Annotated in this window: 25 protein-coding genes; 20 read left to right on the top strand and 5 right to left on the bottom strand. The window is 72.7% G+C overall.

All coding sequences use genetic code 11. The features are described 5' to 3' along the window. Positions 1-3 precede the first annotated feature (3 nt). Positions 4-2127, bottom strand: a complete 2124-nt coding sequence (locus tag BLV76_RS04810) for a protein kinase domain-containing protein (RefSeq protein ID WP_090968112.1) — start codon at positions 2125-2127, stop codon at positions 4-6. A gap of 101 nt (positions 2128-2228) precedes the next feature. On the opposite strand from BLV76_RS04810, the gene purD reads away from it, so the two are divergent. From purD to purB, 3 genes are read left to right on the top strand one after another with little or no spacing between them, the layout of a single operon-like run. Next, positions 2229-3524, top strand: a complete 1296-nt coding sequence (purD, locus tag BLV76_RS04805; protein ID WP_090968111.1) for a phosphoribosylamine--glycine ligase — start codon at positions 2229-2231, stop codon at positions 3522-3524. Next, a complete protein-coding gene (locus BLV76_RS04800; protein ID WP_090968110.1) occupies positions 3517-4065 on the top strand; it encodes a ribonuclease FAU-1 family protein in 549 nt (182 codons plus the stop codon). The genes purD and BLV76_RS04800 overlap by 8 nt, the downstream gene beginning before the upstream one ends. Before the next feature lie 3 nt (positions 4066-4068). Then, a complete protein-coding gene (gene purB / locus BLV76_RS04795; RefSeq protein WP_090968109.1) occupies positions 4069-5487 on the top strand; it encodes an adenylosuccinate lyase in 1419 nt (472 codons plus the stop codon). On the opposite strand, the gene BLV76_RS04790 is transcribed toward purB, so the two are convergent. After that, positions 5484-6923, bottom strand: a complete 1440-nt coding sequence (locus BLV76_RS04790; RefSeq protein ID WP_245734536.1) for an MFS transporter — start codon at positions 6921-6923, stop codon at positions 5484-5486. The genes purB and BLV76_RS04790 overlap by 4 nt on opposite strands. A gap of 155 nt (positions 6924-7078) precedes the next feature. On the opposite strand from BLV76_RS04790, the gene BLV76_RS04785 reads away from it, so the two are divergent. The 13 genes from BLV76_RS04785 (at position 7079) to BLV76_RS04725 (ending at position 16068) form a co-directional block, all read left to right on the top strand. Then, positions 7079-7594, top strand: a complete 516-nt coding sequence (locus BLV76_RS04785) for a hypothetical protein (RefSeq protein ID WP_090968108.1) — start codon at positions 7079-7081, stop codon at positions 7592-7594. Positions 7595-7643: 49 nt separating this feature from the next. After that, positions 7644-7913 carry an acylphosphatase gene (locus BLV76_RS04780; protein WP_090968107.1) on the top strand — a complete coding sequence of 90 codons (270 nt, stop codon included), beginning with the start codon at positions 7644-7646 and terminating at the stop codon, positions 7911-7913. 237 nt (positions 7914-8150) lie between these two features. Next, positions 8151-8540 carry a sigma-70 family RNA polymerase sigma factor gene (locus tag BLV76_RS04775; protein ID WP_217630262.1) on the top strand — a complete coding sequence of 130 codons (390 nt, stop codon included), beginning with the start codon at positions 8151-8153 and terminating at the stop codon, positions 8538-8540. Next, positions 8537-9568, top strand: coding sequence for a hypothetical protein (locus BLV76_RS04770; RefSeq protein WP_090968106.1), 1032 nt, complete (start codon positions 8537-8539; stop codon positions 9566-9568). The genes BLV76_RS04775 and BLV76_RS04770 overlap by 4 nt, the downstream gene beginning before the upstream one ends. Positions 9569-9661: 93 nt before the next feature. After that, positions 9662-10213, top strand: a complete 552-nt coding sequence (locus BLV76_RS04765; RefSeq protein WP_090968105.1) for an antibiotic biosynthesis monooxygenase — start codon at positions 9662-9664, stop codon at positions 10211-10213. Positions 10214-10232: 19 nt separating this feature from the next. After that, on the top strand, positions 10233-11126 hold the full coding sequence (locus BLV76_RS04760; protein ID WP_090968104.1) for a phosphoribosylaminoimidazolesuccinocarboxamide synthase: 894 nt from the start codon (positions 10233-10235) through the stop codon (positions 11124-11126). Positions 11127-11128: 2 nt separating this feature from the next. Continuing rightward, on the top strand, positions 11129-11563 hold the full coding sequence (locus tag BLV76_RS04755; RefSeq protein ID WP_090968103.1) for an SRPBCC family protein: 435 nt from the start codon (positions 11129-11131) through the stop codon (positions 11561-11563). 32 nt (positions 11564-11595) lie between these two features. Beyond that, on the top strand, positions 11596-13161 hold the full coding sequence (locus BLV76_RS04750; RefSeq protein ID WP_090968102.1) for a long-chain-fatty-acid--CoA ligase: 1566 nt from the start codon (positions 11596-11598) through the stop codon (positions 13159-13161). Beyond that, on the top strand, positions 13161-13346 hold the full coding sequence (locus BLV76_RS04745; protein WP_090968101.1) for a hypothetical protein: 186 nt from the start codon (positions 13161-13163) through the stop codon (positions 13344-13346). Before BLV76_RS04750 ends, BLV76_RS04745 begins: the two co-directional genes overlap by 1 nt. A 168-nt stretch (positions 13347-13514) precedes the next feature. Continuing rightward, positions 13515-14582: a hypothetical protein gene (locus BLV76_RS04740; protein WP_139306485.1), complete on the top strand. Its 1068-nt coding sequence runs from the start codon at positions 13515-13517 to the stop codon at positions 14580-14582. Between the two features lie 126 nt (positions 14583-14708). Continuing rightward, positions 14709-14951 (top strand): phosphoribosylformylglycinamidine synthase subunit PurS, encoded by a 243-nt coding sequence (purS, locus tag BLV76_RS04735; protein ID WP_090968099.1) that lies wholly within the window; start codon positions 14709-14711, stop codon positions 14949-14951. Further along, positions 14948-15616 (top strand): phosphoribosylformylglycinamidine synthase subunit PurQ, encoded by a 669-nt coding sequence (gene purQ, locus BLV76_RS04730; RefSeq protein WP_090968098.1) that lies wholly within the window; start codon positions 14948-14950, stop codon positions 15614-15616. The genes purS and purQ overlap by 4 nt, the downstream gene beginning before the upstream one ends. After that, positions 15613-16068, top strand: a complete 456-nt coding sequence (locus tag BLV76_RS04725) for a DUF3817 domain-containing protein (protein ID WP_090968097.1) — start codon at positions 15613-15615, stop codon at positions 16066-16068. Before purQ ends, BLV76_RS04725 begins: the two co-directional genes overlap by 4 nt. Positions 16069-16185: 117 nt before the next feature. On the opposite strand, the gene BLV76_RS04720 is transcribed toward BLV76_RS04725, so the two are convergent. The 3 genes from BLV76_RS04720 to BLV76_RS04710 all read right to left on the bottom strand — a co-directional run bounded on the left by BLV76_RS04720 (position 16186) and on the right by BLV76_RS04710 (position 19125). Beyond that, positions 16186-17532: a glycoside hydrolase domain-containing protein gene (locus BLV76_RS04720; protein ID WP_090968096.1), complete on the bottom strand. Its 1347-nt coding sequence runs from the start codon at positions 17530-17532 to the stop codon at positions 16186-16188. Positions 17533-17629: 97 nt separating this feature from the next. Beyond that, positions 17630-18028, bottom strand: coding sequence for a hypothetical protein (locus tag BLV76_RS04715; protein WP_090968095.1), 399 nt, complete (start codon positions 18026-18028; stop codon positions 17630-17632). 8 nt (positions 18029-18036) lie between these two features. Next, the gene (locus BLV76_RS04710; RefSeq protein ID WP_090968094.1) at positions 18037-19125 is read right to left on the bottom strand and encodes a hypothetical protein; all 1089 of its coding nucleotides are present in this window, start codon (positions 19123-19125) and stop codon (positions 18037-18039) included. A gap of 164 nt (positions 19126-19289) precedes the next feature. Here BLV76_RS04710 and BLV76_RS04705 point away from each other — a divergent pair, with 164 nt between their 5' ends. From BLV76_RS04705 to BLV76_RS04690, 4 genes are read left to right on the top strand one after another with little or no spacing between them, the layout of a single operon-like run. After that, positions 19290-19670 (top strand): hypothetical protein, encoded by a 381-nt coding sequence (locus tag BLV76_RS04705; RefSeq protein ID WP_139306484.1) that lies wholly within the window; start codon positions 19290-19292, stop codon positions 19668-19670. Between the two features lies 1 nt (position 19671). Further along, positions 19672-20931 (top strand): hypothetical protein, encoded by a 1260-nt coding sequence (locus BLV76_RS04700; RefSeq protein WP_090968092.1) that lies wholly within the window; start codon positions 19672-19674, stop codon positions 20929-20931. A 9-nt stretch (positions 20932-20940) separates the two neighbouring features. Beyond that, entirely contained in the window at positions 20941-23253 is a 2313-nt protein-coding gene (purL, locus tag BLV76_RS04695; protein WP_245734535.1) for a phosphoribosylformylglycinamidine synthase subunit PurL, read from the top strand. Positions 23254-23282: 29 nt separating this feature from the next. After that, positions 23283-24293, top strand: a complete 1011-nt coding sequence (locus tag BLV76_RS04690) for a glycosyl hydrolase family 18 protein (RefSeq protein ID WP_175539579.1) — start codon at positions 23283-23285, stop codon at positions 24291-24293. Positions 24294-24369: the final 76 nt, after the last annotated feature.

The following is a 24369-nucleotide window of genomic DNA, read 5'->3' as shown; positions in this document are numbered from 1 at the left end:
CCGTCACTCGGCGGCGACCAGGCTCGCACCCTCGCTGTCGCAGGTCGCCGTCGAGCACGGCACCGTGCCCCACTCGACGGGCTCCTGGAGCACGCCGTCCTCGGAGAGATAGACCTCGATCTTCGCGGTGCCGTCGTCGTCGTGGTCGAGGAGGCGGACGACGTCCTCGTCGCCGTCACCGTCGACGTCCGACCCGATCACGTCGAGGCGCGGGAAGTCCGGTCCGCCGCTGGTGGGCGCGACGACCTCCTCGGGCGTCCCGAAGCTGCCGTTGACGAAGCGCTGCACGGCCAGCGTGGCGCCGTACTCGTCCTCCTTCCAGCGGTCGGTGACGAGGTGCACGAGCTCGTCGGCGCCGTCGCCGTCGACGTCCGCGGCGGTGTAGTCGGCGACGCCGTAGCGCCCGTCCTCGATGCGGACGTCGGGCGTCTTGCGGAACCGGTCGCCGGTGCTGAGCAGGACCTTGAAGCGCACGCCCACGGCGTCGCCCCCGTTGACCACGCGGGCGGCGAGGTCGTCCGTGCCGTCGCCGTCGAAGTCGCCGATCGCGAACAGGTCGTCCTCGTTGGCGCGACCCCGGCGCTCGGCGAACTCGACCGGCTCGTCGAAGCCCGCGCCGTTGCTGAGCGCCACCGAGACGGTCATCAGGGTCTCGGCGCGGTTGCGGGTGAGGAGCAGGTCGGCGCGGCCGTCGCCGTCGAAGTCGCCCATGCCGTAGAAGCCGTAGTCGGTGCGCCACGGGAAGGTCTGCTCGGACAGCTCCTCGACGCCGTCGCCCGTGCTGCGCCAGGTGGAGACGGTGACCTCGGTGTCGTCGTCGCTCTCGACGACCTGCACCAGGTCGGGCCGGCCGTCGCCGTCGACGTCGCCCGCCTTGGGCCGCTCGATGCGGCCGGCGTCCTCGACGGCCGCTCCGAAGGCGGTGCCGTCGGAGCTCAGCAGCAGCCCCGGCTCCGCCTCGAAGCCGTCGCGCCAGACGGTGCGGCCGACGCGGACGTCGCCGAGGCCGTCGCCGTCCCAGTCGCCGGCGACCGGATCGTCGATCGCGCCCTCGATGGGGGCGCCGCCCGCGTCCGACCCCCCGTCGGCAGCGGTGTCGTCGTCACCGCCCAGTGCCCGCACGCCGAAGATGCCGCCGACCACGGCGACGACCGCCACCGCGGCCACCCCCGCCACCAGTGCCGTACGACGACCGCGCGCCGGGCCCTCCTCGACGGGTGCGGCGGCCGGAGCCGGGGTCGCCGGGGTCGGTGTCGCGCCCGGGGCGGGCGACGGGCCCGGGTCGTGCGTGCCCCGTGCCAGGCCGAGCAGGTCGGCGCGCAGGTCGCCGGCCGAGGAGTAGCGCTCGGCGGGGTCCTTGGCCATCGCGAGGCGGAGGATCCGGTTGAGCTCGGCGGTGGCGGGGTCGGTGCCGTCGAGCTGGGGGACCGGCTGGTTGACGTGGGCGAGGGCGATCTCCACGTCGGAGCCGGAGTAGGGCGCGTGGCCGGTGGCGCACGCGTGGAGCAGGCAGCCGAGGGCGTAGACGTCGCTGGCCGGGGTGGCCGGACCGCCGTGGGCGCGCTCGGGCGCGAGGTAGGCCCAGCTGCCGGCGACGCCGCCGGCCCGGGTCAGGCCCTGCTCGCCGGTCTGGGCCTGCGCGATGCCGAAGTCGCCGAGGTAGACGAACGGCTCGGCGGCGTCGGGGTCGCGCACCAGCACGTTGGCCGGCTTGACGTCGCGGTGCACGATGCCCGCCGCGTGGGCGTCGGCCAGCGCCTCGCCGACCTGCGCGCAGATCGCCGCGGCCAGGGGCGTGGGGACGGGACCGCGCTGCTTCAGCTGGGAGCCGAGGTCGCCGCCGGCGACGTACTGCATCGCGAGGTAGGGCGTGCCGTCGACGTCGCCGTGGTCGAAGATCGTGGTGATGTGCGGCGAGTCGAGCCGCGCCAGCGTCTCGGCCTCGCGGTGGAAGCGTGCCAGCAGCTCGGGGTCCTCGGCGATCTGGTCCGACATCACCTTGAGCGCCACCCGGCGCTGCATCTGCGTGTCGAGCGCGAGGTGCACGACGCCCATGCCGCCGGCGCCGAGGCGTCGCTCGATCTCGTAGCGGCCGAAGGTCTCGCCCTGCCGGGGTGTCGCGCCCACTCTCACTCCTACGTCTCGGGGTGCGTGACCCCTGCCCGGTGCGGTCCCACGCAAACCTCCCCGGAACCGGTGAGCCCGTGGCGCGGATAGGGTCGACGCCCGTGAAGACCCTCGTCATCGGCACCGGCGGCCGCGAGCACGCGCTCGCGCTCGCGCTCTCCCTCGACCCGGTCGTCTCGGAGGTCCACGCCGCGCCCGGCAACCCCGGGATCGGCGCCTTCGCCACCCTCCACGACGTGGACCCGATGGACGGTCCGGCCGTCGCCGCCCTGGCCACGGAGATCGGCGCCGACCTGGTCGTGGTCGGCCCCGAGGCGCCTCTCGTCGCAGGAGTCGCGGACGCCGTCACCGCGGCCGGCATCGCCTGCTTCGGCCCGTCGCAGGCGGCGGCCCGGCTCGAGGGGTCGAAGGCCTTCTCGAAGGGCGTCATGGCCGCCGCCGGGGTGCCGACCGCCGGCTCGCGCACCTGCATCACCCCCCACGAGGTGGCCGACGCGCTCGACGCGTTCGGTGCGCCCTACGTCGTCAAGGACGACGCGCTCGCCGCGGGCAAGGGCGTCGTCGTCACCAACGACCGCACCGAGGCGCTCGCCCACGCGGCCGACTGCGACACCGTCGTCGTCGAGGAGTTCCTCGACGGACCGGAGTTCTCGATCTTCGTCGTCTGCGACGGCACCGTCGGCCGCCCGCTGCTCCCGGCCCAGGACTTCAAGCGGATCTTCGACGGCGGGCTCGGTCCCAACACCGGCGGGATGGGGTCCTACGCCCCGCTGGCCTGGCTGCCCGACGGCACCGTGGAGACCGTGATGACGCAGGTCGTCGAGCCGACGCTCGCCGAGATGCGCCGGCTCGGCGCCCCGTTCGTCGGCTGCCTCTACGTCGGCCTCGCGCTGACGTCGGCCGGCCCCAAGGTGATCGAGTTCAACTGCCGCTTCGGCGATCCCGACGTCCAGCCCGTGCTCGCGCTGCTCACCTCGCCGCTGGGGTCGCTGCTGGCCGCGGCCGCCGCCGGTGACCTCGCGTCCGTGCCGGAGCCGACGTTCGCCGACGGTGCTGCCGTCTCCGTCGTCCTCGCGTCCGCTGGCTACCCCGAGTCGTCCTCGAAGGGCGACGTGATCAGCGGTGCGGGTGCCGCCGACGGCGTCCACGACGTCGACGTGATCCACGCCGGCACCGCGATCGTCGCGGCGCCCGAGGAGGGCGACCCCCGCCACCGCCACCTCGTCACCGCCGGCGGCCGGGTGCTCTCGGTGCGGGCCGTCGGCTACGACGTGGCCGACGCGCGCTCGCGTGCCTACGCCGCCGCCGACCTCATCTCGTTCGAGGGCCTCCAGCGGCGTTCCGACATCGCGGCCGAGCCGCTGGGCGTGGTCGAGGGAGCGGCGTCCCGTGGCTGACGGAGCCTTCCCGATCGGCTCCGACGTCCGGGTCGTCGAGGTCCTCCACGGCGCCGAGTGGGCGTCGTGGGACGAGGAGGTCGTCGCCGACGACGGCATCCTCGTCACGCTCCAGCGCAACGGCACGCCGTTGACCTTCCCGCCGCACGACCACCCGCACCCGTGGGCCCACGTCGACGCCTGGACGGGCACGACGGTGCTCAAGCTGCGCCGCGAGGGCGACTGGTACTCGGTGTGGAAGTTCTTCGACGCCGACGGCGCCTTCCTCCACTGGTACGTCAACTTCGAGACGCCCTACGTCCGGGCCGACGGGGCGATCCACGTCAACGACCTCCAGCTCGACATCGTCGTACCTCCCGACGGGGACTGGCGCTGGAAGGACGTCCAGGACCTCGCGCCGACGCTCGCGTCGGGGCGGATCACCCAGGACGAGCTGCTCGCCGTGCTCCGCGAGGCGGCGCACGTCGCCGAGCTCCTCGACCGGGGTGACCTCTGGTGGGCACCGTGGGACGGGTGGACCCCGGCGGATGGGATGATCTGAGCCGTGACCGTCCCCAACGTCCTGGCCACCCGCTACGCCGGCGCCGACCTCGCCGAGATCTGGTCCCCCGAGCACAAGATCGTCCTCGAGCGCCAGCTCTGGGTCGCGGTGCTCGAGGCCCAGCGCGACCTCGGGATCGCGGTGCCCGACGGTGTCGTCGAGGCCTACGAGTCGGTCATCGACAACGTCGACCTCGACTCGATCGCCGCCCGGGAGCGCGTCACCCGCCACGACGTGAAGGCGCGCATCGAGGAGTTCAGTGCGCTGGCCGGCCACGAGCACATCCACAAGGGCATGACCTCGCGCGACCTGACCGAGAACGTCGAGCAGCTGCAGGTACGCCGCTCGCTCGAGGTCGTGCGCGACCGCGCCGTCGCCGCGCTCGTCCGCCTCGGCCGGCTCGCCGCCGAGCACGAGGCCACCGTGATGGCCGGCCGCTCCCACAACGTCGCCGCCCAGGCCACCACGCTGGGCAAGCGCTTCGCGACCGTCGCCGACGAGATGCTGATCGGCGTCCAGCGGATCGAGGAGCTGCTCGCCCGCTACCCGCTCCGCGGGATCAAGGGCCCGATGGGCACCTCGCAGGACATGCTCGACCTCCTCGACGGCGACGCCGCGAAGCTCGACGACCTCGAGGAGCGGGTCGCGGCCCACCTCGGCTTCGAGCAGGTGCTCACCAGCGTCGGCCAGGTCTACCCGCGCTCCCTCGACTTCGACGTCGTGGCCGCGCTGGTGCAGCTCGTGAGCGGTCCGTCCAACCTCGCCACCACCGTCCGGCTGATGGCCGGCCACGAGCTGGTGACCGAGGGCTTCAAGGAGGGCCAGGTCGGCTCGTCGGCGATGCCGCACAAGATGAACACCCGCTCCTGCGAGCGGGTCAACGGCCTGGCCGTGATCATCCGCGGGCACCTGTCGATGGTCAGCGAGCTCGCCGGCGACCAGTGGAACGAGGGCGACGTCTCCTGCTCCGTCGTCCGCCGCGTCGCGCTGCCCGACGCCTTCTTCGCCACCGACGGCCTCTTCCAGACGTTCCTCACCGTCCTCGACGAGTTCGGCGCCTTCCCGGCCGTGATCCAGCGCGAGCTCGACCGCTACCTGCCGTTCCTCACCACCACCAAGGTCCTGATGGCGGCGGTCCGCAACGGGGTCGGCCGCGAGGCCGCCCACGAGGCGATCAAGGAGGCCGCCGTCGGCACGGCCCTGGCGATGCGCGCCGGCCAGGCCGACAACGACGTCTTCGCCAAGCTCGCCGCCGACGAGCGCCTCGGGCTCACCCGCGACCAGATCGACGCGCTCGTCGCCGACCCGATCGAGTTCACCGGCGCCGCCGTCGCCCAGACCCGTGCGGTCGTCGCCCGGGTCGAGGCCCTCGCGGCCCGCTTCCCCGACGCGGCGGCCTACGTCCCGGGCGCCATCCTCTAGTCGCCCAGCCGCCACGAGCGCACGGCGGCGGCGAGCGCGACCAGCAGCACCACGAGCGCGGCCAGCAGTGCCGACCGCGCGGCGACGGGCGCGGAGGCGACCGTGCCGACGGCCTGGTAGACGGTCATCAGCAACGCGGCACCCAGTGCCGACCCGATCCGCTGCCCGGTCTGCAGCGCGCCGCCCGCGGCGCCGCCCATGCGTGGCGGCACCTCGGCGAGGGTGAGGGTGAAGTTGGGGGAGATCACGCCACCGCCGCCGACTCCCGCGACGAAGAGGGCGGGCGCGAGCGTCCACCACAACCGGTCGGTCGGCTGGGTCACCAGCCAGGCCGACAGCGACGTGCCGGTGATCATCACCGACAGCGCGAGCAGCGTGACCCGACGACCGATGCGCCCGACGAGCTTGCCCGCCAGCGGGGAGGTCGTCGCCGCGCCGACGGCGAACGGCGTGATGAGCAGCGCCGCCTGCAGCGGCGAGAACCCCTCACCCTCCTGCAGGTGCACCGACAGCACGAGGAAGATCCCGGTGAAGCCGGTGAAGTAGAGCGTGCCGACGAGCAGCCCGTTGGCGTAGCCCGGCAGCCCGCTCAGCAGGGACACGTCGAGCAGCGGCGGGTGCCCGCGGTCCACGGTGCGCGCCTCCCAGCGCACGAACGCCCAGGCGAGCGGCGGGAACGCCAGCAACAGCACGAGCGGCAGGCCGGCCCCGCCCTCGAGGCTGATGAGGGGGTAGAGCACGGCGAGGACCGCCAGCCCGAGGAGCAGCGCTCCGGGCAGGTCGACCCGGGGGTCCTTCTCCGCGTCGCCGCCGACCTCGTTGTCGGGCACGAGCCGCCAGATCAGCACCAGTGCGACGAGGCCGATCGGGACGTTGACGAGGAAGAGGGCCCGCCAGCCGTTGTCCTCCCCGAGGAGGCCGATCAGGGCGCCGCCGATCAGCGGCCCGGTGGCCGAGGCCACCGCCACCGTGAAGCCGAACATCCCGAAGGCCCGACCGCGCTCCGCGCCACGGAAGAGCTGCTGGATGAGCCCGGAGTTCTGCGGCGTGAGCAGCCCTGCGCTGGCACCCTGCACCAAACGGGCCAGCACGATCCAGGCCGCGTTGGGCGCGAGCCCCACCGCGGCACTGGACACGATGAAGCCGACCAGCCCGACGAGCATCAGCCGCCGTCGCCCGTGCGCGTCACCGAGCCGGCCGCCGGCGACGAGGGTCATGCCGAAGGCGAGCGCGTAGCCCGAGACGACCCACTGGATCGTCGCGGCGCTGGTGCCCAGCCCGGCGCGGATCGAGGGCACCGCGACGTTGACGATCGTGACGTCGAGCAGCGACATGAAGCCCACGACGAGGGACACCGCGAGCACCCGCCAGCGACGTGGATCGGGTGCGTACGACGCCTCGTCGGCAGCCGCCGTCGTCCGGGTCTCCTCGCTCACCCCACCAGCCTCGCACCCGCGCCCGAGCCGTCCCGCCCGAAGGGCTGGTCCAGACCGCTGCCCGTCGTTTTGCCACGGTTCATCCGGGTGGGTTGGGTGGAGCCACACACGAGTTCTTCACCTCGGTCTCCACGAGGGTCTTCACAGGGGGAAGCATGCGCAGGATCGCACTACGACGCGCCGCGGGAGCGGTCATCCTCGTCGCCGTCGCCGGCCTCGTCACCGCGTGCGGTGGCGACGACGCCAGCGAGAAGGCCGGTGAGAAGCTGGGTGAGAAGCTCGCCGAGCAGGCCATGGAGGACTCCGGGGGCGGGGACGTCGACGTGGACGTCGACGGCGAGGACGTCACCATCGAGTCCGAGGAGGGCACCATCGCCGTCGGCTCGGGCGAGGTGCCGGACTCGTTCCCGAGCGAGCTGTCGATCCCCGACGGGGAGGTCGTCTCGTCGGTCGACACCCCGCAGGGATCGCTGGTCACGCTCGACGTCGAGGACCCGGCGGGTGCCTTCGACGAGGCCGTCGCCGACCTCGAGGCCAACGGCTGGACGCGTGTCATGGTCACCGAGGCCGAGGGCACGAAGATGGCGCAGTACAGCAAGGGCGACGCCAGCGCGACCGTGCTGTCCGACGACGCCTCGGGCCAGCTGACCTACACGATCGGCACCGCCTGACCCGTGCCGTCCGGCCGTGGGTGCAGGCCCGGTCCTGCATGATGGCCGGATGGCAGCCGTCTCCGTCCGCGTCACCGGGCGCGTCCAGGGAGTCGCCTTCCGCTGGCACACCGAGGTGGAGGCGCGCCGCCTCGGCGTCACCGGCTGGGTGCGCAACGAGGTCGACGGGTCGGTGCTGCTGCACGTCGAGGGTGACGAGGTGGCGGTCGACGACCTGGTCGCGTGGTGCCACCACGGGCCGCCCTCCGCCCGCGTCGAGCACGTCGCCGTGCGGGAGGCCGCACCCACGGGCGCGACGTCGTTCACCACGACGGGCTGATGCTCGGCGGACGATGATGCCGCCGGGTGCAACGATCGCTCCCGTGCCGGACAGGGGGAGGCATGGACACCTCGGGGGACGAGCGCGAGCTGCGCTTCCGCGCGCTCTACACCGTGCACTTCGACAGCGTGCTGGGCTACGCGCTGCGGCGCTGCGAGCGCGCCGAGGACGCCGCTGACGTCACGGCCGAGACCTTCCTGGTGGCGTGGCGGCGCCTGGCGCACGTACCGGCAGGCGATGGAGCGCCCATGGCTGTACGCCGTCGCCCGGCGGCAGCTCGCCAACCACCGCCGTGGCGACCTGCATCGACGCCGGCTCGGTGTTCGCCTGCGGCACGACCTGCGCCTGGTCGTGCCCGACTTCAGCGACCGGGTCGTCCAGGACGCCGCCGTCGACTCGGCGATGGCCCGGCTGAGCGCGCGTGACGAGGAAGTGCTGCAGCTGCACCTCTGGGAGGGTCTGGAGTCACGGGAGATCGCGGAGGTGCTGGGGATCCCTGCAAGCGTCGTGCGTCCGCGGCTGTCGCGTGCGCGGGCCAGGTTGCGCGACCTGCTCGGCAACGACCCGCCCGCGGCCGGACATGTCCACGGCAAGCAACCGATCCCCAGCCGAGAGGAGGAGCGATGACTCCGCGACTGACCGATGACGAGGTCTCCGGGCTGCCGCTCGCCACGGCGAGGGCCGAGCTCCTGGAGGAGATCATGTCCACGCCACTGTCCGAACCCACCGAGATCCAGCCGGCGACCCGGTCGCGCCGCCACTGGTCCGTCCCGCTCGCCGCGGCCGCCGCCGTGGCGGCGCTCGTCGCTGCACCGACCTACCTGCTCGCCGGCGGTGGTGCCGACGCACCAACCCCTGCCGGAGGGGCGGGGCGAACCGCCGCCACGGAGCCGACCACCCCACCGGTCGCCACCGCGCACGAGTGGCTGGTGCTCGACGCCGCCGGGTGGCAGGTGGTCTACAGCTCCGGCGCGGAGGGCTGGCACGAGGTGCAGTACGAGAACGGCGACCAGCGCCTCGACATCAGCGTGGTCGCGGCGGAGCTGCGTGACGGCTACGTCGAGGACCGCCAGCGCCTCGACTACCCCGACGTCGACCCCGGCACCCCGGTGCAGCTGGCCGGCGCGGACGCGCTGATGTGGCCGTACTCGGCCGACGACCACACCGCCATCGGGGTCGCCGTGCAGGGCGTGTACCCCGAGGCGCGCGGTGCCGGCATGGGGCGGGAGGCCTACGTCGAGCTCATCGGGCAGCTGCGCTGGACCGACCAGTCAGGCTTCGAGGCGTCCTTGCCGGACACCTCGGTGACCGGCAGCGAGCGCGAGGACGTCGTCGACGAGATGCTCCGTGACGTGCCGGTGCCTCCCAGCTGGGAGGCACCCGGATCGACCGAGACCGATCGCTATCAGCTCGGCGCTGCCGTCGCCGGGTCGGTGTCGTGCCAGTGGATCGACGAGTTCGCGCGCGCGACGCGGTCGGGCGACCAGGCCGCGGCGGCGCGAGCGGCGGAGGCGATGTCCACCAGCCGCGACTGGGCGATCCTGCAGGAGATGGACGCGACGGGCGACTACCCCGACGTGGTGTGGGAGCTGGCCGACGAGCTGGCCGCGGGCCACGTCCCGCAGGGGTACTCCCAAGCCCTCGGCTGCCCGTGAGCAGGCGGCGCGAGGTCCCGTCCATCCGACGTGGCCGGGATCTCGTCGCCGTCGGCTTCACCCCGAGCGCCCGGTCGCTCGACACTGGGACCCATGACCGCACCCGTCACCGTGTCCGTCACCCGTCACGTCGACCCGCGGCACACGACGCAGATGCTGGCGTGGATGCAGGCCGGCACGTCGATGGCGGAGAAGTTCGACGGCTTCCTCGGCTCGGGCTGGGTCCGTCCGAGCGTCGACTCGGCCGAGTGGCACATGCTCTACCGCTTCGCCGACGCCGAGTCGCTCGCGGCCTGGGAGGCCTCCCCGCAGCGAGCCTGGTGGCTGGAGGCGGCGGCGGGTGACGTCGAGGAGAAGCGGCGCGAACGTCGTACCGGCATCGAGGGCTGGTTCGACGAGCCGGCGACCGTCGAGCACCTCAGCGTCGCGGCCCCGTCCGCGCCGCCGCGCTGGAAGCAGATGACGACCATCTACCTGGTCTTCCTGCCGCTCAGCCTGCTCGCGAACTTCATCGCCCTGCACACCATCTCCGGCTGGCCGCTCGTCCCGCGGGTGGTGCTGGTGACGACCGTGATGACGCCGCTGATGACCTACGTCTTCCTGCCGTGGATCACGCGCCGGATGAGCTGGTGGCTGCACCGCTAGTCCCCGCTAGGCTCGGCTCGTGGCCGAGCTGAACATTCCCACCGCCCCTGCGATCGACGGCACCACCCACCTGCACTCCGGCAAGGTGCGCGACCTCTACCGGATCGACTCCGGCGAGCACGAGGGCCGGCTGCTGATGGTCGCGAGCGACCGGATCTCGGCCTACGACTTCGTCCTCGACTCCGCGATCCCCGACAAGGGCGAGATCCTCACCCGGATGTCGCTGTGGTGGTTCGAGCAGCTCGCCGGCCTGGTCGGCAACCACGTCGTCTCGACCGACGTGCCGGCCTCCGTCGCCGGGCGCGCGGTGATCTGCGAGCGTCTCGAGATGTTCCCGGTCGAGTGCGTGGCCCGCGGCTACCTCACCGGCTCGGGGCTGCTCGACTACGACCGCACCGGTGAGGTCTGCGGCATCGCGCTGCCCGCCGGCCTGCAGGACGGCAGCCGCCTCCCGGCGCCGATCTTCACGCCCGCCACGAAGGCAGACCTCGGCGACCACGACGAGAACGTCGACTACGCCGCGGTCGTCGAGGCCGTCGGCGACGACGCCGCCGCCGAGCTGCGGATGCTCACCATGGAGGTCTACGACAAGGCGCACGACCTGGCGCGCGAGCGCGGGATCATCCTGGCCGACACGAAGCTGGAGTTCGGTCGCCGTCCCGACGGCACGACGATCCTCGCCGACGAGGTCCTCACCCCCGACTCGTCCCGCTTCTGGCCGGCGGCCGACTGGCAGCCGGGCCGCACCCAGGCCTCCTACGACAAGCAGATCGTGCGGGACTGGCTGACCGGCGAGTCCGGCTGGGACCGCCACTCCGGCGAGGCCCCGCCGTCCCTGCCCGAGGCCGTCGTCGAGCGCACACGCGCGCGCTACGTCGAGGCCTTCGAGCTGCTGACCGGCACGAGCTTCTGACCATGGGTGCCATCGCCGCCACGCTCGAGTACGCCGTCCCGGCGGAGGTCGCCTTCCGCTACCTCTCCGACCCGCGCAACCGGCCGGAGTGGCAGTCCTCCCTCCTGTCGGTCGAGGTGCCGCCCGACGAGGAGCCGCACCTCGGGCAGGCCTGGCGCGAGCGGACCGCGGTCGGCGTACGGCCCCACATGGAGACCACCGAGCTCACGCCCTTCCGCACCTGGACCGAGCGCGGCAGCTGGCGCGGGGTCACCGCGACGCTCACGCTGCACTTCACCGACATCGCGGGCGGCTGCCGGGTGCGGGCCGAGGGGGAGGTGTCCGGTCGCGGCATCTGGTCGGTCCCGGCCGGTGCCGCCGGGCTGCTCGCCTCGACCGCGATCGCCGCCGACCTGCGCAAGGCCGGCCGGATCCTCGCCTCGCGATCGAGCCAGTGACCGCGGTCACGCCCGGTCGGTAGGTTGGGCGCATGTCGAACCTCGCCTCGCTGCTCGAAGGATCCGCCGCGTCCTACCCGGACCGCACCGCCGTCGTCCTCGGGGACACCCGCCTGACCTACGCGCAGGTCAACGCGGCCGCCAGCCAGGTGGCCAACCTGCTGGTCTCGCGCGGCATCGAGCCGGGCGACAAGGTGGCACTGAGCTGCCCGAACCTGCCCTACTTCCCGATCGTCTACTACGGCATCCTCAAGGCCGGCGCCACGGTCGTCCCGCTCAACGTGCTGCTCAAGGGGCGGGAGGTGGCCTACCACCTCGACGACTCCGACGCGAAGGCGTACTTCTGCTTCCAGGGCACTCCCGAGCTGCCGATCGGGGCCGAGGGGCACGCCGGCTTCGAGCAGACCGACTCGTGCGAGCACTTCTTCGTGATCACCGCCGACCCGGCGGCCGAGTCGCCGATCGAGGGCACCGAGACGCTCGGCCAGGCCACGAAGGGCCAGCTGCCGATCTTCGAGACCGTCGCCGTCGACGGCGACGACACCGCGGTCATCCTCTACACGTCGGGCACCACCGGACAGCCCAAGGGCGCCGAGCTGATGCACCGCAACATGATCTCCAACGCGCTCGCCAGCGACGCGCTCTTCGGCGCGGACCCGGAGAACCCCGACACGCTGCTGTGCGTGCTGCCGCTCTTCCACTCCTTCGGCCAGACGGTGATCCAGAACGCCGGCTTCGCCTTCGGTGGCACCGTCGTGCTGCTGCCGCGCTTCGAGGCCGGCCCGGCCCTCGCGCTGATGGACCGCGAGGACGTCACCTTCTTCGCCGGCGTCCCGACGATGTACTGGGGGCTCCTCGGCGCCCTCGACGACTCCGGCGTCGACGTGAAGAAGCTCGCCGCGACGTTGCGGGTCGCGGCCGCCGGCGGGTCCGCGCTGCCGGTCGAGGTGCACAAGGACTTCGAGCGGCGCTTCGGCGTGACCATCCTGGAGGGCTACGGCCTGTCCGAGACGTCGCCGGTCGCGAGCTTCTCCGTGTTCGGACAGCCCGCTCGCGTCGGCTCGATCGGCAAGCCGATCCCCGGCGTCGAGATGAAGCTGATCAATCCCGAGCCCGGCGTCCGTGAGGACCTCGGCGACGGCGACGACGTCATCGGCGAGATCGCGATCAAGGGCCCCAACATCATGAAGGGCTACTACGGTCGGCCCGACGCGACGGCCGACGCGATCGTCGACGGCTGGTTCCGCTCCGGCGACCTCGGTCGCAAGGACGCCGACGGCTGGTACTACATCGTCGACCGGTCCAAGGACATGATCATCCGCGGCGGCTACAACGTGTACCCCCGCGAGATCGAGGAGGTCCTCCTCACGCACCCGGACGTCTCGCTCGCGGCCGTCATCGGCGTGCCGCACGAGAGCCACGGCGAGGAGATCAAGGCCGTGGTCATCCGCAACGACGGCGCGACCGTGACGGAGGACGAGCTCGTGGCGTGGGGCAAGGAGCAGATGGCGGGCTACAAGTACCCCCGCATCGTCGAGTTCGTCGACGCCCTCCCGATGACCGCCACCGGCAAGATCCTCAAGCGCGAGCTCAGCTGATGCGCGCCCTCTTCATCGCGCTCGGGGTGGTCATGGTGCTCGTCGGCGTGCTCTGGACCGGCCAGGGCCTCGGCTACATCGGCGGCAGCCCCATGACCGACCAGACCGTCTGGGCGATCATCGGCCCCCTCCTCGCCGGCCTCGGGGTCGCGCTCGTGATCACCGCCGCCCGCCGGTCGCACTAGCTCCCGCTGCCGCTGCGGGAGTCACCGGATATCCGGTGACTCCTCCCGTCCGGGGAACCGTCGGGTCGGAGGCGGGGCCGCGGGACGACCCGTGGGTTCCCCGGTTCGCCTGTCCACAGGCCGCGACCGGGTGGTGTCGCAACTCGGAGCGGCGGGCAGGACGCCCACATGGAGGAGAACTGGCACCCGTGCTGCCCGCCTGCGACGGGGCTGGTGGCGCCCGTACGCCGCGGGGCCGAGGGTCGCAAGGGGCCGAGCGCCGGTCGTGTGCGAGGTCCCGGGTTCCTCGCAGTGAGCCGCGGGTGGCACGTGCCGGCCGACACCCCGCGCACGCCTGAGCAGCGGGCCTTCGAGGTGGGCTGCCTGCTGCCGGCGAGCGGGATGCTCACCGGCTGGGCGGCTCTCCGCCTGGCCGGCGCGAGCTACTTCGAGGGCGTGGAGCCGGACCGGCGTACGCCGCTCCCGGTCCCGGTGCTGCTGCCCCACACCAGGCGGCTGCGCGGGCCGGCGGTGCTGGTCGCCCGCAGCCGCCGTGAGCTGCCGGACCCGGTCGTGAGGTACGGCGTCCGGTGCGCGCCGAACGACGTCGCGCTCCTGCACGAGGTCCGTCGTGCCGCCTCCGCCCGAGCCGCCGGGGTGATGGTCGACATGGCCCTGGCGGCGGGAGCCGTCGAGCTCCCGGTGCTGCGCGGGCTCGTGCGCGACGTCCCGCTCCCGGCGCACGCGACGTACGCACTCGGGCGCGCGTGCGCGGAGTGCCGCTCGCCGAAGGAATCGGCGATGCTCCAGGTGTGGGAGTCGGTCGCGGGGCTGCCGCGACCCCTGATGAACAGCGAGGTGCGCAACCTGTCGGGGCGGCTGCTCGCGGTCGTGGACCTGCTCGACGTGGAAGCCGGGGTGTGCGGCGAGTTCAACGGCTCGGCCCATCGGTCGGCACGGCGCCAGTCCCGGGACGAGAAGCGCCATGCCGATCTCCGGGCCGTCGGCCTCGAGACCTTCGTCGTCGTGGGCTCCGACTCCGACGACGTGCAGGTGGAGCGGATGCACGCCGCACGCGAACGCGCCCTGTGGGTGCCCGAGTCCGGCCGTCGGTGGCGCGTCGGAGCCTTCGTCCCCGCTCCGCCACTGGCCCCGGTCGACGCGGAGGAGGCCGAGCGCGAGGTGATCATGCTCGCGCACTACGCCGCGCTGGAGGACCGCAGGGCCGGGGAACCGTCGAGTCCCCGGAGTCGGTGATCCTCGACCCGTCGGTTCCCCAGCTTGGCGTCGTACCCGTCCGCGCGGGCCGCCCGAGTCGGAGGGCGAGGTGACCCTTCACTAGAATCGGCCTCGCCCACCCCCGCCTGTCCCCAGGAGCGCCACGTGGCTCGCTACGTCGTTGATGTCATGCCCAAGCCCGAGATCCTCGACCCCCAGGGCAAGGCGGTGCTCGGAGCGCTGCCGCGGCTCGGCTTCGCGGGCGTCACCGACGTCCGGCAGGGCAAGCGGTTCGAGGTCGAGCTCGAGGGCGAGCCGAGCGACGCGCTGCTCGCCGAGGTCCGCGAGATGGCCGAGAAGCTCCTCTCCAACCCGGTGATCGAGGACTTCGAGGTGCACGTCCAGTGAGGGTCGGGGTCGTCACCTTCCCGGGCTCGCTCGACGACGCCGACGCCCGGCGCGCGGTCACCATCGGCGGCAACGAGGCCGTCGCCCTCTGGCACGGCGACGACGACCTGCAGGGCGTCGACGCGGTCGTGCTGCCCGGCGGCTTCTCCTACGGCGACTACCTCCGCTGCGGCGCCATCTCGCGCTTCGCGCCGGTCATGACGCCGATCATCGAGGCGGCCGGCCAGGGCCTGCCCGTGCTCGGCATCTGCAACGGCTTCCAGATCCTCTGCGAGTCGCACCTGCTGCCCGGTGCCCTGATCCGCAACGACCACCGCAAGTTCGTCTGCCGCGACCAGCGGCTGCGGATCGAGCGCGTCGACACCCCGTGGACGTCGGCGTACTCCGCGGGCGACGAGGTGACCATCGTCCTCAAGAACGGCGAGGGCGGCTTCGTCGCCGACGAGGCGACGCTCGACATGCTCGAGGGCGAGGGCCGGGTGGTCGCGCGCTACCTCGACGACAACCCGAACGGCTCGCTCCGCGACATCGCCGGCATCTCCAACGAGCGCGGCAACGTCGTCGGCCTGATGCCCCACCCCGAGCACGCGGTCGAGGACCTCACCGGTCCCGGCACGGACGGGCTCGGCTTCTTCACCTCCCTCGCCTCGCAGGTCTTCGCGTGAACGCTCGCTGGACCCCCACCCGTCTCTACCGCCTCGTCGCGCGCGCCGAGGCGGTCACCTGGGCGCTGCTCCTGACGGGCATGTTCCTCAAGTACGTCACCGAGACCACCGAGCTCGGCGTCCGCGTCGGCGGCATGCTCCACGGCGTGGTGTTCATCGCCTACTGCCTGACCACCGTGCTCCTCTGGGTCGACCAGAGGTGGACGCCCGGCCGCCTCGCGCTGGGCCTCCTCGCCGCGATCCCGCCGTTCGTGACGATCCCCTTCGAGCGGTACGCCGAGCGCGCGAGCCTGCTGGGTGACGCCTGGCGGCTGCGCAGCGAGTCGCCCACCGGACTCCTCGAGAAGCCGACAGCGTGGCTGCTCCGCCGCCCGGCCCAGGGCCTGCTCGTCGGGGTCCTCGCCGTCGCCGGCCTCACCGGCGTCGCGCTGGTCGTCGGCCCGCCCGCCTGACGCCCTCCCTCGTGGTTTCCCCGCTCATGCGGTGAAACCGAAACTTCCAGGGTCTTGCAAACCCCCAGAAGTCCGGGAATCCCCGCAGAGGCGGGGGAATCGGGAAAGCAGGACGCGTCAGCGGCCCTGCTGGAGCTTGTTCCAGGTCTGGGCCGTGGCCACGCCGGAGACGGCGATCCTGAGCCGTGACTGGTACGCCTTCAGTGCGGCCTCGGTCTTGGCATCGAACACGCCGGTCGCCCGGAACTTCCCGGCGCCCGCCGCGTTGAGCGCGCGCTGGAGCCGGTTGACCGACTCGTCGGCGGAGCCGCGCTTGATCGTCGTACGCGCCCCGGCGGAGAGCAGCGCGATCCAGTGGCGCTTCTCGAAGGTGTCGGTCGGGGTGAACCGGCGGGCCGCCTGCCAGGCGCGGGCCGAGGCGATCGTCGCGGCGTCGTAGGAGCCCGAGATCGGGCCGGCGTAGGCGCCCTGCTCGGTCAGCAGGCACTGCAGCACCTTGACCCGGGTCGCCTGCGCGGAGGCGGGGGAGAGCGTGGGGTACTTCCAGAAGCCGAGCTTCGTGCCGGGGCACCGACCCTCGGGGCGCGCGACGGAGCCGGCGCCGAGGTCGATGTAGTTGCTGTCGATGTTGATCGTGACGCCGCCCCACGTCTCGTTGTGGCCGCCCCTGTACTGCTTCATCCGGCCACCGGGACGCCACCCGTCCTCGGGGATGTACGTCGTCGAGGTGTTCGCGGCGCCGTCCCAGCGGGCGATCCAGATCCGGTCCGGCAGTGCGAACTGGCCGGGGCGCTGGGTGCGGGCGTCGTCGAGCATCTTGATGCCGGAGCTGGCGCTGGAGTAGAAGCCGGCGACGTAGCCGAGCTCCTTGATCCGCGTGACCCACGCCGACGTGAAGACGAGCGCCGACTCGCGGCAGGCGATGTTCGTGAGGTCGAAGCCCTCCAGGTCGTACCAGATCGTGCTGCCCGGGCCGATGCCGTACGCCGTCGCGTCGGTGGCGTTCTTGTCGGCCTCGACGACGCCCTGGGCGGCCGCGGTGGCGTAGCCGCCGACGGGCTTGGCGGAGATCGTGAAGTCGTCCTTGTAGCGCGGGAAGCGCGGCTGGCACGACGCCTGCGGGCCGAGCGCGATCGGCAGCAGCCGCCAGCCGCGGGCGACCTGCGTCGCGACCCAGGTGGGGCTCAGGTTCGGCTGCGACCGGCACGCGCGCGAGTCGCCGGAGATGTAGATCCCGACCGCGGAGTAGGGCGACTTCGTCCACCAGGTGTCCATCGCGGACTGGGTCGGGGCCAGGCACTGGTCGAACCCGTAGCCGGTGAAGTCACCCGGCGTGGCGAGCGCGACCTGGCGCTTCGAGGCCAGCCGCTGGGTGCTCGCCGGCTCCCCGGCCGTGGCCGGGGCCGACGCGACGACCGGCGTGACGAGGACGAGCGTGAGGAGGGCGAGGACGAGGCGACGCATGCGGTGACTCCAGGGGATGGACTGGCGCGAGCAGCGGCCAGACAATCACACGAGTCACACCCGTAACAGGCCTTCTCGTGAACTACAGTCGTGTAGTTCAGGCGTCGCTCGTGGGCACCTCGTCGAAGATGAAGTTGCCCTTGGCCTCTTCCTCCTCGATGAGCTCCTCGAAGGCCAGCGCGAGGTCCTCCTTGTGCTCCTCGAACATCTTGGTGAGGTGGCCCTGGAGGAGGGCGCCGTTGGGGGACTCGCCGGAGAAGACGTTGTCCCACGTGTCCTCGCCGCCCTTGATCTTGCCGACGAGCTCCAACATGTCGTCCCCCAGCTCGCCCGACTCCGCCTGCTCCTCGAGGGCTTCCTTCTCCTCGTCGGTGAGCAGCGGCTTCGCGTTGAGCTGGTCGACGGTCGCCTTCAGGTCGGCCAGGCTCGCGGTCAGGTCCTCGCGGGCGGCGCTGATCGCCTCCAGGATCTCGGCCTGGCTACGGGGGTCGCTCATGAACGGGATTATGCCGTGACGACCGTCGGCGCCACGGGTGCGGCGGGCTTCTGGCCGACCGTCGGCGTGGTGATCGTGCTCGGGTCGCGCGTGACGCTGGACGGCGCACCGGTGGCGGTCGGCGCGCTGGGCGTGGAGACCGGGGCCTTGTCGCCGTCGAAGAAGTTCTTCACGGTCTCGATGAGGGACTTGACCTGCTTGAGGATGTTGATGAACTTCATGATCGCCTTGTAGGCCTTCATCACGGCCTGGAACGCCTGGAACACGGCCTGCACCACGCGGGCCCAGCCGACGCCGGGGATGCTCATCGTGGCGAGCGCGGACGACACCGTCTGCACGGCCGACTTCACGCACTGCACGACGGAGAGCGCGGTCTGCCAGGCGTCGCGGCAGATCTGGACGATGTTCTGGCCCATCTGGATGAGCTGGCCGGCCTGGGTGTTGAGCGAGCCGACCCAGGTGCCGATCTGCTTGATGGCGGCGTCGGAGGTCGAGCCCTGCCAGGTCTTGGTGATCGTCTGGCCGCCGCTCTGCAGGTTGGCCGCGACCCCCTTCATCGAGGTGCCGAGGCTGCCGAACGAGGAGCCCTGGCCGGAGGCGCTGACGACGTCGCCGCCGATCTTCTCGGCGAGCTCGGCGCGGATGTCGAAGCCGGTGAGCATGCGCACGAGGTCGCACACGGTGTCGTAGGGGAAGCCGAAGCTGATCCTGGGGAGCTCGCCCTCGGTCGGCGCGGCCCGGCGGATCGTGGTGTCGGCGACGTCCCAGAAGCTGGTCGAGCCGTCGCGCGCGTCGACGCCGGTGGCGTTGTGGCGCCGGACGATGCCGTCCTCGGTGAGGGTGAAGTCGCGGGCGGTGGCACGCAGCGCCTCCGCGTGGTCCTTCATGCCGGTGCCGTTGTCCTCGAGGGACTGGTTCACCGAGGGGAGCAGCGCGTTGTAGGCGCCCATCATGGTCTCGAGGATGGGGCCGAAGTCGCTCTGGACCAGGCTGTTGCCGCCGTTGCGGGCGATCCCGGTGAGGTCGTCGCTCGCCCGCTGGACCTGGGCGGACCAGGCATCGAGCTCCGAGAGGTCGACGGTCATCACGGCATTCATCGCAGCTCCTGGCTTTCCGAGAGGGACACTGGCTTGTGCTGGCTGACTTCCCCGAACTCCGAGCCGCGAAACCGCCGGCCCTGAATTGTTTACCGAGCGATTTGTTTACCCACAGGTTCGCCGGTCGGGTGTTTGGGCCTCGCCCGCGGGGGTAGGCCGCAAGGGTGAGCGCAACCGGAAAGCGATCCCTGATGCAGGTGGAGCCGACCAAGCTGGTCGAGCTCGCCGAGTCGTCCGAGAGCACCCTTGCCGCGATGCAGCAGGACTGGGCGCTCGCCGTCGACCAGCTCGCGAGCGCGTGTGCGGAGCTCGGCGACGCCGACGGCATGCGCAACGTCGCAGCGTCGTACGCCGACTCGCTGACCGACGCGGGCGAGACGCTCGCCGCGCTGTCGGAAGCCCTCGGCCTCGGGGTGGCCGGGCTCATCGACGCGGCGCGCGACGCGGTGCGCGCCGACGACACGGTGGCCGGCGAGCTCGATCGGGCCGCCTCGCAGATCGGCTCCAGCGAGATGGGTCGGATGCCCAGCCCGGGGGGTCGCTGACGTGCCCGCCAACGCCTGGGAGCTCCGTGCCGACGTCCGACCGCTTGAGGCGGCGGCCGTGCGGTGGGAGGAGCTCAGCACCCTGATGACCCGCCGTGGCGACGAGATCGTCACCGCGGCCCGTCGCGCGACCGAGGGCTGGGACGCCGAGGCCGCCGAGAGCTACGACAACCACCGTCGCCAGGTGCTGGTCAACCTCGACCGGTTCACCACCCTCGCCCTGCAGATCGCCGGCTCGTTGCGCGGGATCAGCGCGATCATCACCGCGGCCCAGGTGGAGCTCGACCAGTCCTGGGCCAAGGTGGCCCTGATCCCCCACGAGGTGGTCGGCGAGTCGCGCTACCTCGTCTTCCGGCCCTCCGAGGACGACGACCGCGGCAAGGTCACCTCGGGTGAGCAGGAGACCGGCGAGATCCGTCGCCGGATGAGTGCCACCCTCGACCAGGAGAGCGGCCGGCTCCGCACCGCGCGTGCCGAGTTCGTCATGGTGCGCACCGAGCTCAAGACCCTGGCGGGTGGCTTCTTCCCCGCCGGCACGGAGCCGGGCGAGGACGTCACCGGCGTCGGCTCCGTCCCGCCGGCGTCGGCGTCGACGTCCGTGCCCGGATCGGCGCAGGCGGGCATCGCCGCGCTGCCCCCCATCGGTCCGATCTCGGTGTCGATGCCCGACCTCCAGGGCGTCTCCGGCAACGTCGCGCCCTTCGTGGCCAGCGCAGCCGGCGGCCTGCTCGGGCGCCGCGGCGACAAGAAGCCGTCCAGCGGCACGCCGCCGATGGGCGGGATGGGCGCCGGCGCGATGGGTGCCCGCGCGGGCACGATGTCGCGCGGCATGGCGAGCGGCCGTTCCGGTCCGACCCGGCTCGCGACCCCGAAGCTCGAGGGCCAGGCCGGCGCGCGCGGCACCGCCGCCGGCGGGTCGGGCGGGTCGGCGGCCGAGGACGAGGCGACCCGCGTCGCACGCGAGAAGGAGGCCGCCAAGGAGGCCAAGCGCGCTGCGCTGGAGGAGAAGCGCGCCGAGCGCGCCGCCCGCAAGGCCGAGCGCGAGCAGGAGAAGGACGAGGAGAAGAAGCGCTTCGACGGCGTGCCGACCGAGGAGGTCACCGTCGGCTCCGACGCCGAGGCCGACGACGAGCTCGGCGACGAGCTCGGTGAGGAGCTCGACACGGACGCCGGCGCCGACGGCGGTGCCGAGGGGGCTGCGGACCGCGAGGGGCGTACGACCGCCGAGACCGGCTCGGAGCCGAGGGGCTCGCGCCGGTAGATTGTCGCCGTGCCCGACACGAGCGCCCCGCAGTCCACCCTGACCACGTCCGGCGCGACCGGCACCCTCGACACGGTCGCGATCGCCGCGACCGACGCCGAGCGCGAGCAGCCGTGGGCCGAGCTCGGCCTCAAGGCGGACGAGTACGCGCGGATCCGCGAGATCCTCGGCCGCCGCCCGACGAGCTCCGAGCTGGCGATGTACTCCGTGATGTGGAGCGAGCACTGCTCCTACAAGTCGACCAAGGTGCACCTCAAGCAGTTCGGTGAGATCCCGCAGGAGACGCCCGTCGGCAAGATGCTGGCCGGCATCGGCGAGAACGCCGGTGTCCTCGACATCGGCCAGGGCTACGCCGTGACCTTCAAGGTCGAGAGCCACAACCACCCGTCGTTCGTCGAGCCCTACCAGGGCGCCGCGACCGGTGTCGGCGGGATCGTCCGCGACATCCTCGCGATGGGCGCGCGGCCGGTCGCCGTGATGGACCCCCTCCGCTTCGGGCCGCTCGACGCGCCCGACACCGCGCGGGTGCTGCCCGGGATCGTGGCCGGCGTCGGCGGCTACGGCAACTGCCTCGGCCTGCCCAACATCGGCGGCGAGGCCGTCTTCGACGAGACCTATGCCGGCAACCCGCTCGTCAACGCCCTCTGCGTCGGCGTGCTCCGCCACGAGGACCTCCACCTCGCCAACGCCTCCGGCACGGGCAACCAGGTCGTGCTCTACGGCGCCCGCACCGGCGGCGACGGCATCGGCGGGGTGTCGGTGCTGGCGAGCGAGACCTTCGACGAGGGTGGTCCGGCCAAGCGGCCCAGCGTGCAGGTCGGCGACCCCTTCATGGAGAAGCTGCTCATCGAGTGCACCCTCGAGCTCTTCCGGGCCGGCGTGATCGCCGGCATCCAGGACCTCGGCGGCGCCGGACTCTCCTGCGCCACCTCCGAGCTCGCGTCCGCGGGTGACGGCGGCATGCACGTCGAGCTCGACCGCGTCCCGCTGCGCGACTCCACGCTCGCTCCCGAGGAGATCCTCATGAGCGAGTCGCAGGAGCGGATGATGGCCGTCGTCGAGCCCGGTGACGTCGAGGCCTTCATGGCCATCTGCGAGAAGTGGGACGTCGAGGCGGTCGTCGTCGGCGAGGTCACCGACACCGGCCGGCTGCACATCGACTGGCACGGCGAGCGCGTCGTCGACGTACCCCCGCGGTCCGTGGCGCACGACGGTCCGACCTACCAGCGCCCCTTCGCCCGCCCCGACTGGCAGGACGAGCTCCAGGCCGACGACGCCTCGCGCCTGCCGCGTCCGGCGTCCGGCGACGAGCTGCGGGCCACGCTGCTCCAGCTGGTCGCCTCGCCGAACCTCGCCGACAAGTCGTGGATCACCGACCAGTACGACCGCTACGTCCAGGGCAACACGGTCCTGTCGCAGCCGGCCGACTCCGGCATGGTCCGCGTCGACGCCGACACCAACCTCGGCGTCGCGGTGTCCACCGACTGCAACGGCCGCTTCGCCAAGCTCGACCCCTACACCGGCGCGCAGCTCGCGCTGGCCGAGTCGTTCCGCAACGTCGCCACGGGCGGCGCGCGGCCGCTCGCGGTCTCCGACTGCCTCAACTTCGGCTCGCCCGAGGACCCGGCCGTGATGTGGCAGTTCGCTGAGGCCTGCCGCGGCCTCAAGGACGCCTGCCTCGAGCTCGGCATCCCGGTCACCGGCGGCAACGTCAGCCTCTACAACCAGACCGGCGAGACGGCGATCCTGCCGACGCCCGTGGTGGCGGTCCTCGGCGTGATCGAGGACGTGACGCGTCGTACGCCGACCGGCTTCCGCGCCGCGGGCGAGCGGGTCTTCCTGCTCGGGTCGACCGCCGACGAGCTGTCCGGCTCCGAGTGGGCGCACGTCGTGCACGGCCACCTCGGCGGCCTGCCGCCGCGCCTCGACCTGGCGGCCGAGCAGGCGCTCGCCTCGCTCCTGCAGGACGCCTCGCGCGACGGCGTCGTCACCAGCGCCCACGACCTCGCCGACGGCGGCCTCGCCCAGGCGCTCGCCGAGTCGACCTTCACCGGCGACGTCGGCGTCCAGGTCTCGCTCGCCTCGGTCGCCGACGACGCGTTCGTCGCGCTCTTCTCCGAGTCGACGGCCCGCGTGCTAGTGACGGTGACCGACGAGCAGGCCGACGCCCTCGTCGCGCTCGCCCAGCAGCACGGCGTGCCGCTCACCCCGATCGGCCGCACGGGCGGCGACACGATCTCGGTCGAGGGCGTCTTCGACCTCCCCGTCGCCGAGGCCAAGGCCGCCTGGCGCGCGACTCTGCCGGCGGTGCTCGGCGCCTGACGGCGGCTCGGCGGGGCAGACTGCCCCTCGTGCGTACGACGATCGCGACCCTCGCCCTGCTCCTCCTCGCGCCGCTGCCGGCGGGCGCGGCGCCCGCGACCGAGCGCGCCGTGCCGGAGGGGGCACCCGACGGGCTGGCCGTCACCGGCTACGCGCTGCCCAGCACCCCTCCGGAGGTCATCGGGCGTGACGCCGGCGCGCTGACGACGGTCACCGTCGCCGCGGTGTCGCTGCGACCCGACGGCGCGTCGGTGACCCGGCCCGACGACCGGGTCGCCGCCCTGGTCGAGTCGACCCACGCCGTGGGGCTCCGCGCCGAGCTGCTCGTCGGCAACTACAGCGACCGCCTCGGCGGCTTCGACCCCGACGCGCTCTCGGCCCTGCTCTCGTCCGACGCCCACATCGGCGCGGTCGCCGACAGGCTCGCCGCGCTCGTCCGGGCCGGTGGGTGGGACGGCGTCAACGTCGACCTCGAGCTCGTCCGGCGCCGCGACTCCCGAGGTCTGGTGGCCTTCGTGACCGCGCTCCGCGAGCGGCTGTCCGACACTGCCTCGGTCACGATCGACGTGTCGGCGTCCAGCACCTCGTCGGCGTACCTCTCCCGGGGGTACCGGATGGCCGAGCTCGCTGCCGTGGTCGACGCGATCCAGCTCATGGCCTACGACCAGCACGGCCCCGGCTGGTCCGGTCCCGGGCCGGTCGGTGGCCTGCCGTGGGTGGAGAAGAGCGTCGCCGCGGCCCTCGAGCTGGTGCCGGCCGACAAGCTCGACCTCGGCATCGCGGGCTACGGCTACCTCTGGAACCCCGACGGCACCGGCCGGACCCTAACCGTCAAGGCCGCCCGGAACCTCGTCGGCCGCGCGGGTGGCACGGCCCGCTGGCGCGCCGGCGCGGGGGAGTGGTCGGCCCGCCTGTCCGGCGGCCGTCGGGTGTGGTGGTCCGACGGCAGGTCGTACGACGCCCGCGCATCGCTCGCCGCCGGCCTCGGCCTCCGCGGCACCGCCATCTGGCGCCTCGGCTCGGCCGGTCCGCTGGACTGACGCCGTACTTCGCACCCGAGTCTCCCGCTTCGGCACCCAGATTTCGGCCGACAAGCGGGGGAGTCACCGGATATCC

Source organism: Nocardioides exalbidus, from assembly GCF_900105585.1.
In the GTDB taxonomy this organism is placed as follows: domain Bacteria; phylum Actinomycetota; class Actinomycetes; order Propionibacteriales; family Nocardioidaceae; genus Nocardioides; species Nocardioides exalbidus.
Note: the sequence above shows the minus strand (reverse complement) of the source record. Positions and strands in the feature narration are given on the sequence as shown.

Bases quoted from the DNA above. Each gene is read 5' to 3' on its own strand.
- BLV76_RS04785 (WP_090968108.1), top strand. From the start codon at position 7,079: ATGCGCAGGATCGCACTACGACGCGCCGCGGGAGCGGTCATCCTCGTC.
- BLV76_RS04780 (WP_090968107.1), top strand. From the start codon at position 7,644: ATGGCAGCCGTCTCCGTCCGCGTCACCGGGCGCGTCCAGGGAGTCGCC.
- BLV76_RS04775 (WP_217630262.1), top strand. From the start codon at position 8,151: ATGGAGCGCCCATGGCTGTACGCCGTCGCCCGGCGGCAGCTCGCCAAC.
- BLV76_RS04770 (WP_090968106.1), top strand. From the start codon at position 8,537: ATGACTCCGCGACTGACCGATGACGAGGTCTCCGGGCTGCCGCTCGCC.
- BLV76_RS04765 (WP_090968105.1), top strand. From the start codon at position 9,662: ATGACCGCACCCGTCACCGTGTCCGTCACCCGTCACGTCGACCCGCGG.
- BLV76_RS04755 (WP_090968103.1), top strand. From the start codon at position 11,129: ATGGGTGCCATCGCCGCCACGCTCGAGTACGCCGTCCCGGCGGAGGTC.
- BLV76_RS04750 (WP_090968102.1), top strand. From the start codon at position 11,596: ATGTCGAACCTCGCCTCGCTGCTCGAAGGATCCGCCGCGTCCTACCCG.
- BLV76_RS04745 (WP_090968101.1), top strand. From the start codon at position 13,161: ATGCGCGCCCTCTTCATCGCGCTCGGGGTGGTCATGGTGCTCGTCGGC.
- BLV76_RS04740 (WP_139306485.1), top strand. From the start codon at position 13,515: ATGGAGGAGAACTGGCACCCGTGCTGCCCGCCTGCGACGGGGCTGGTG.
- BLV76_RS04720 (WP_090968096.1), bottom strand. From the start codon at position 17,532: ATGCGTCGCCTCGTCCTCGCCCTCCTCACGCTCGTCCTCGTCACGCCG.
- BLV76_RS04715 (WP_090968095.1), bottom strand. From the start codon at position 18,028: ATGAGCGACCCCCGTAGCCAGGCCGAGATCCTGGAGGCGATCAGCGCC.
- BLV76_RS04710 (WP_090968094.1), bottom strand. From the start codon at position 19,125: ATGAATGCCGTGATGACCGTCGACCTCTCGGAGCTCGATGCCTGGTCC.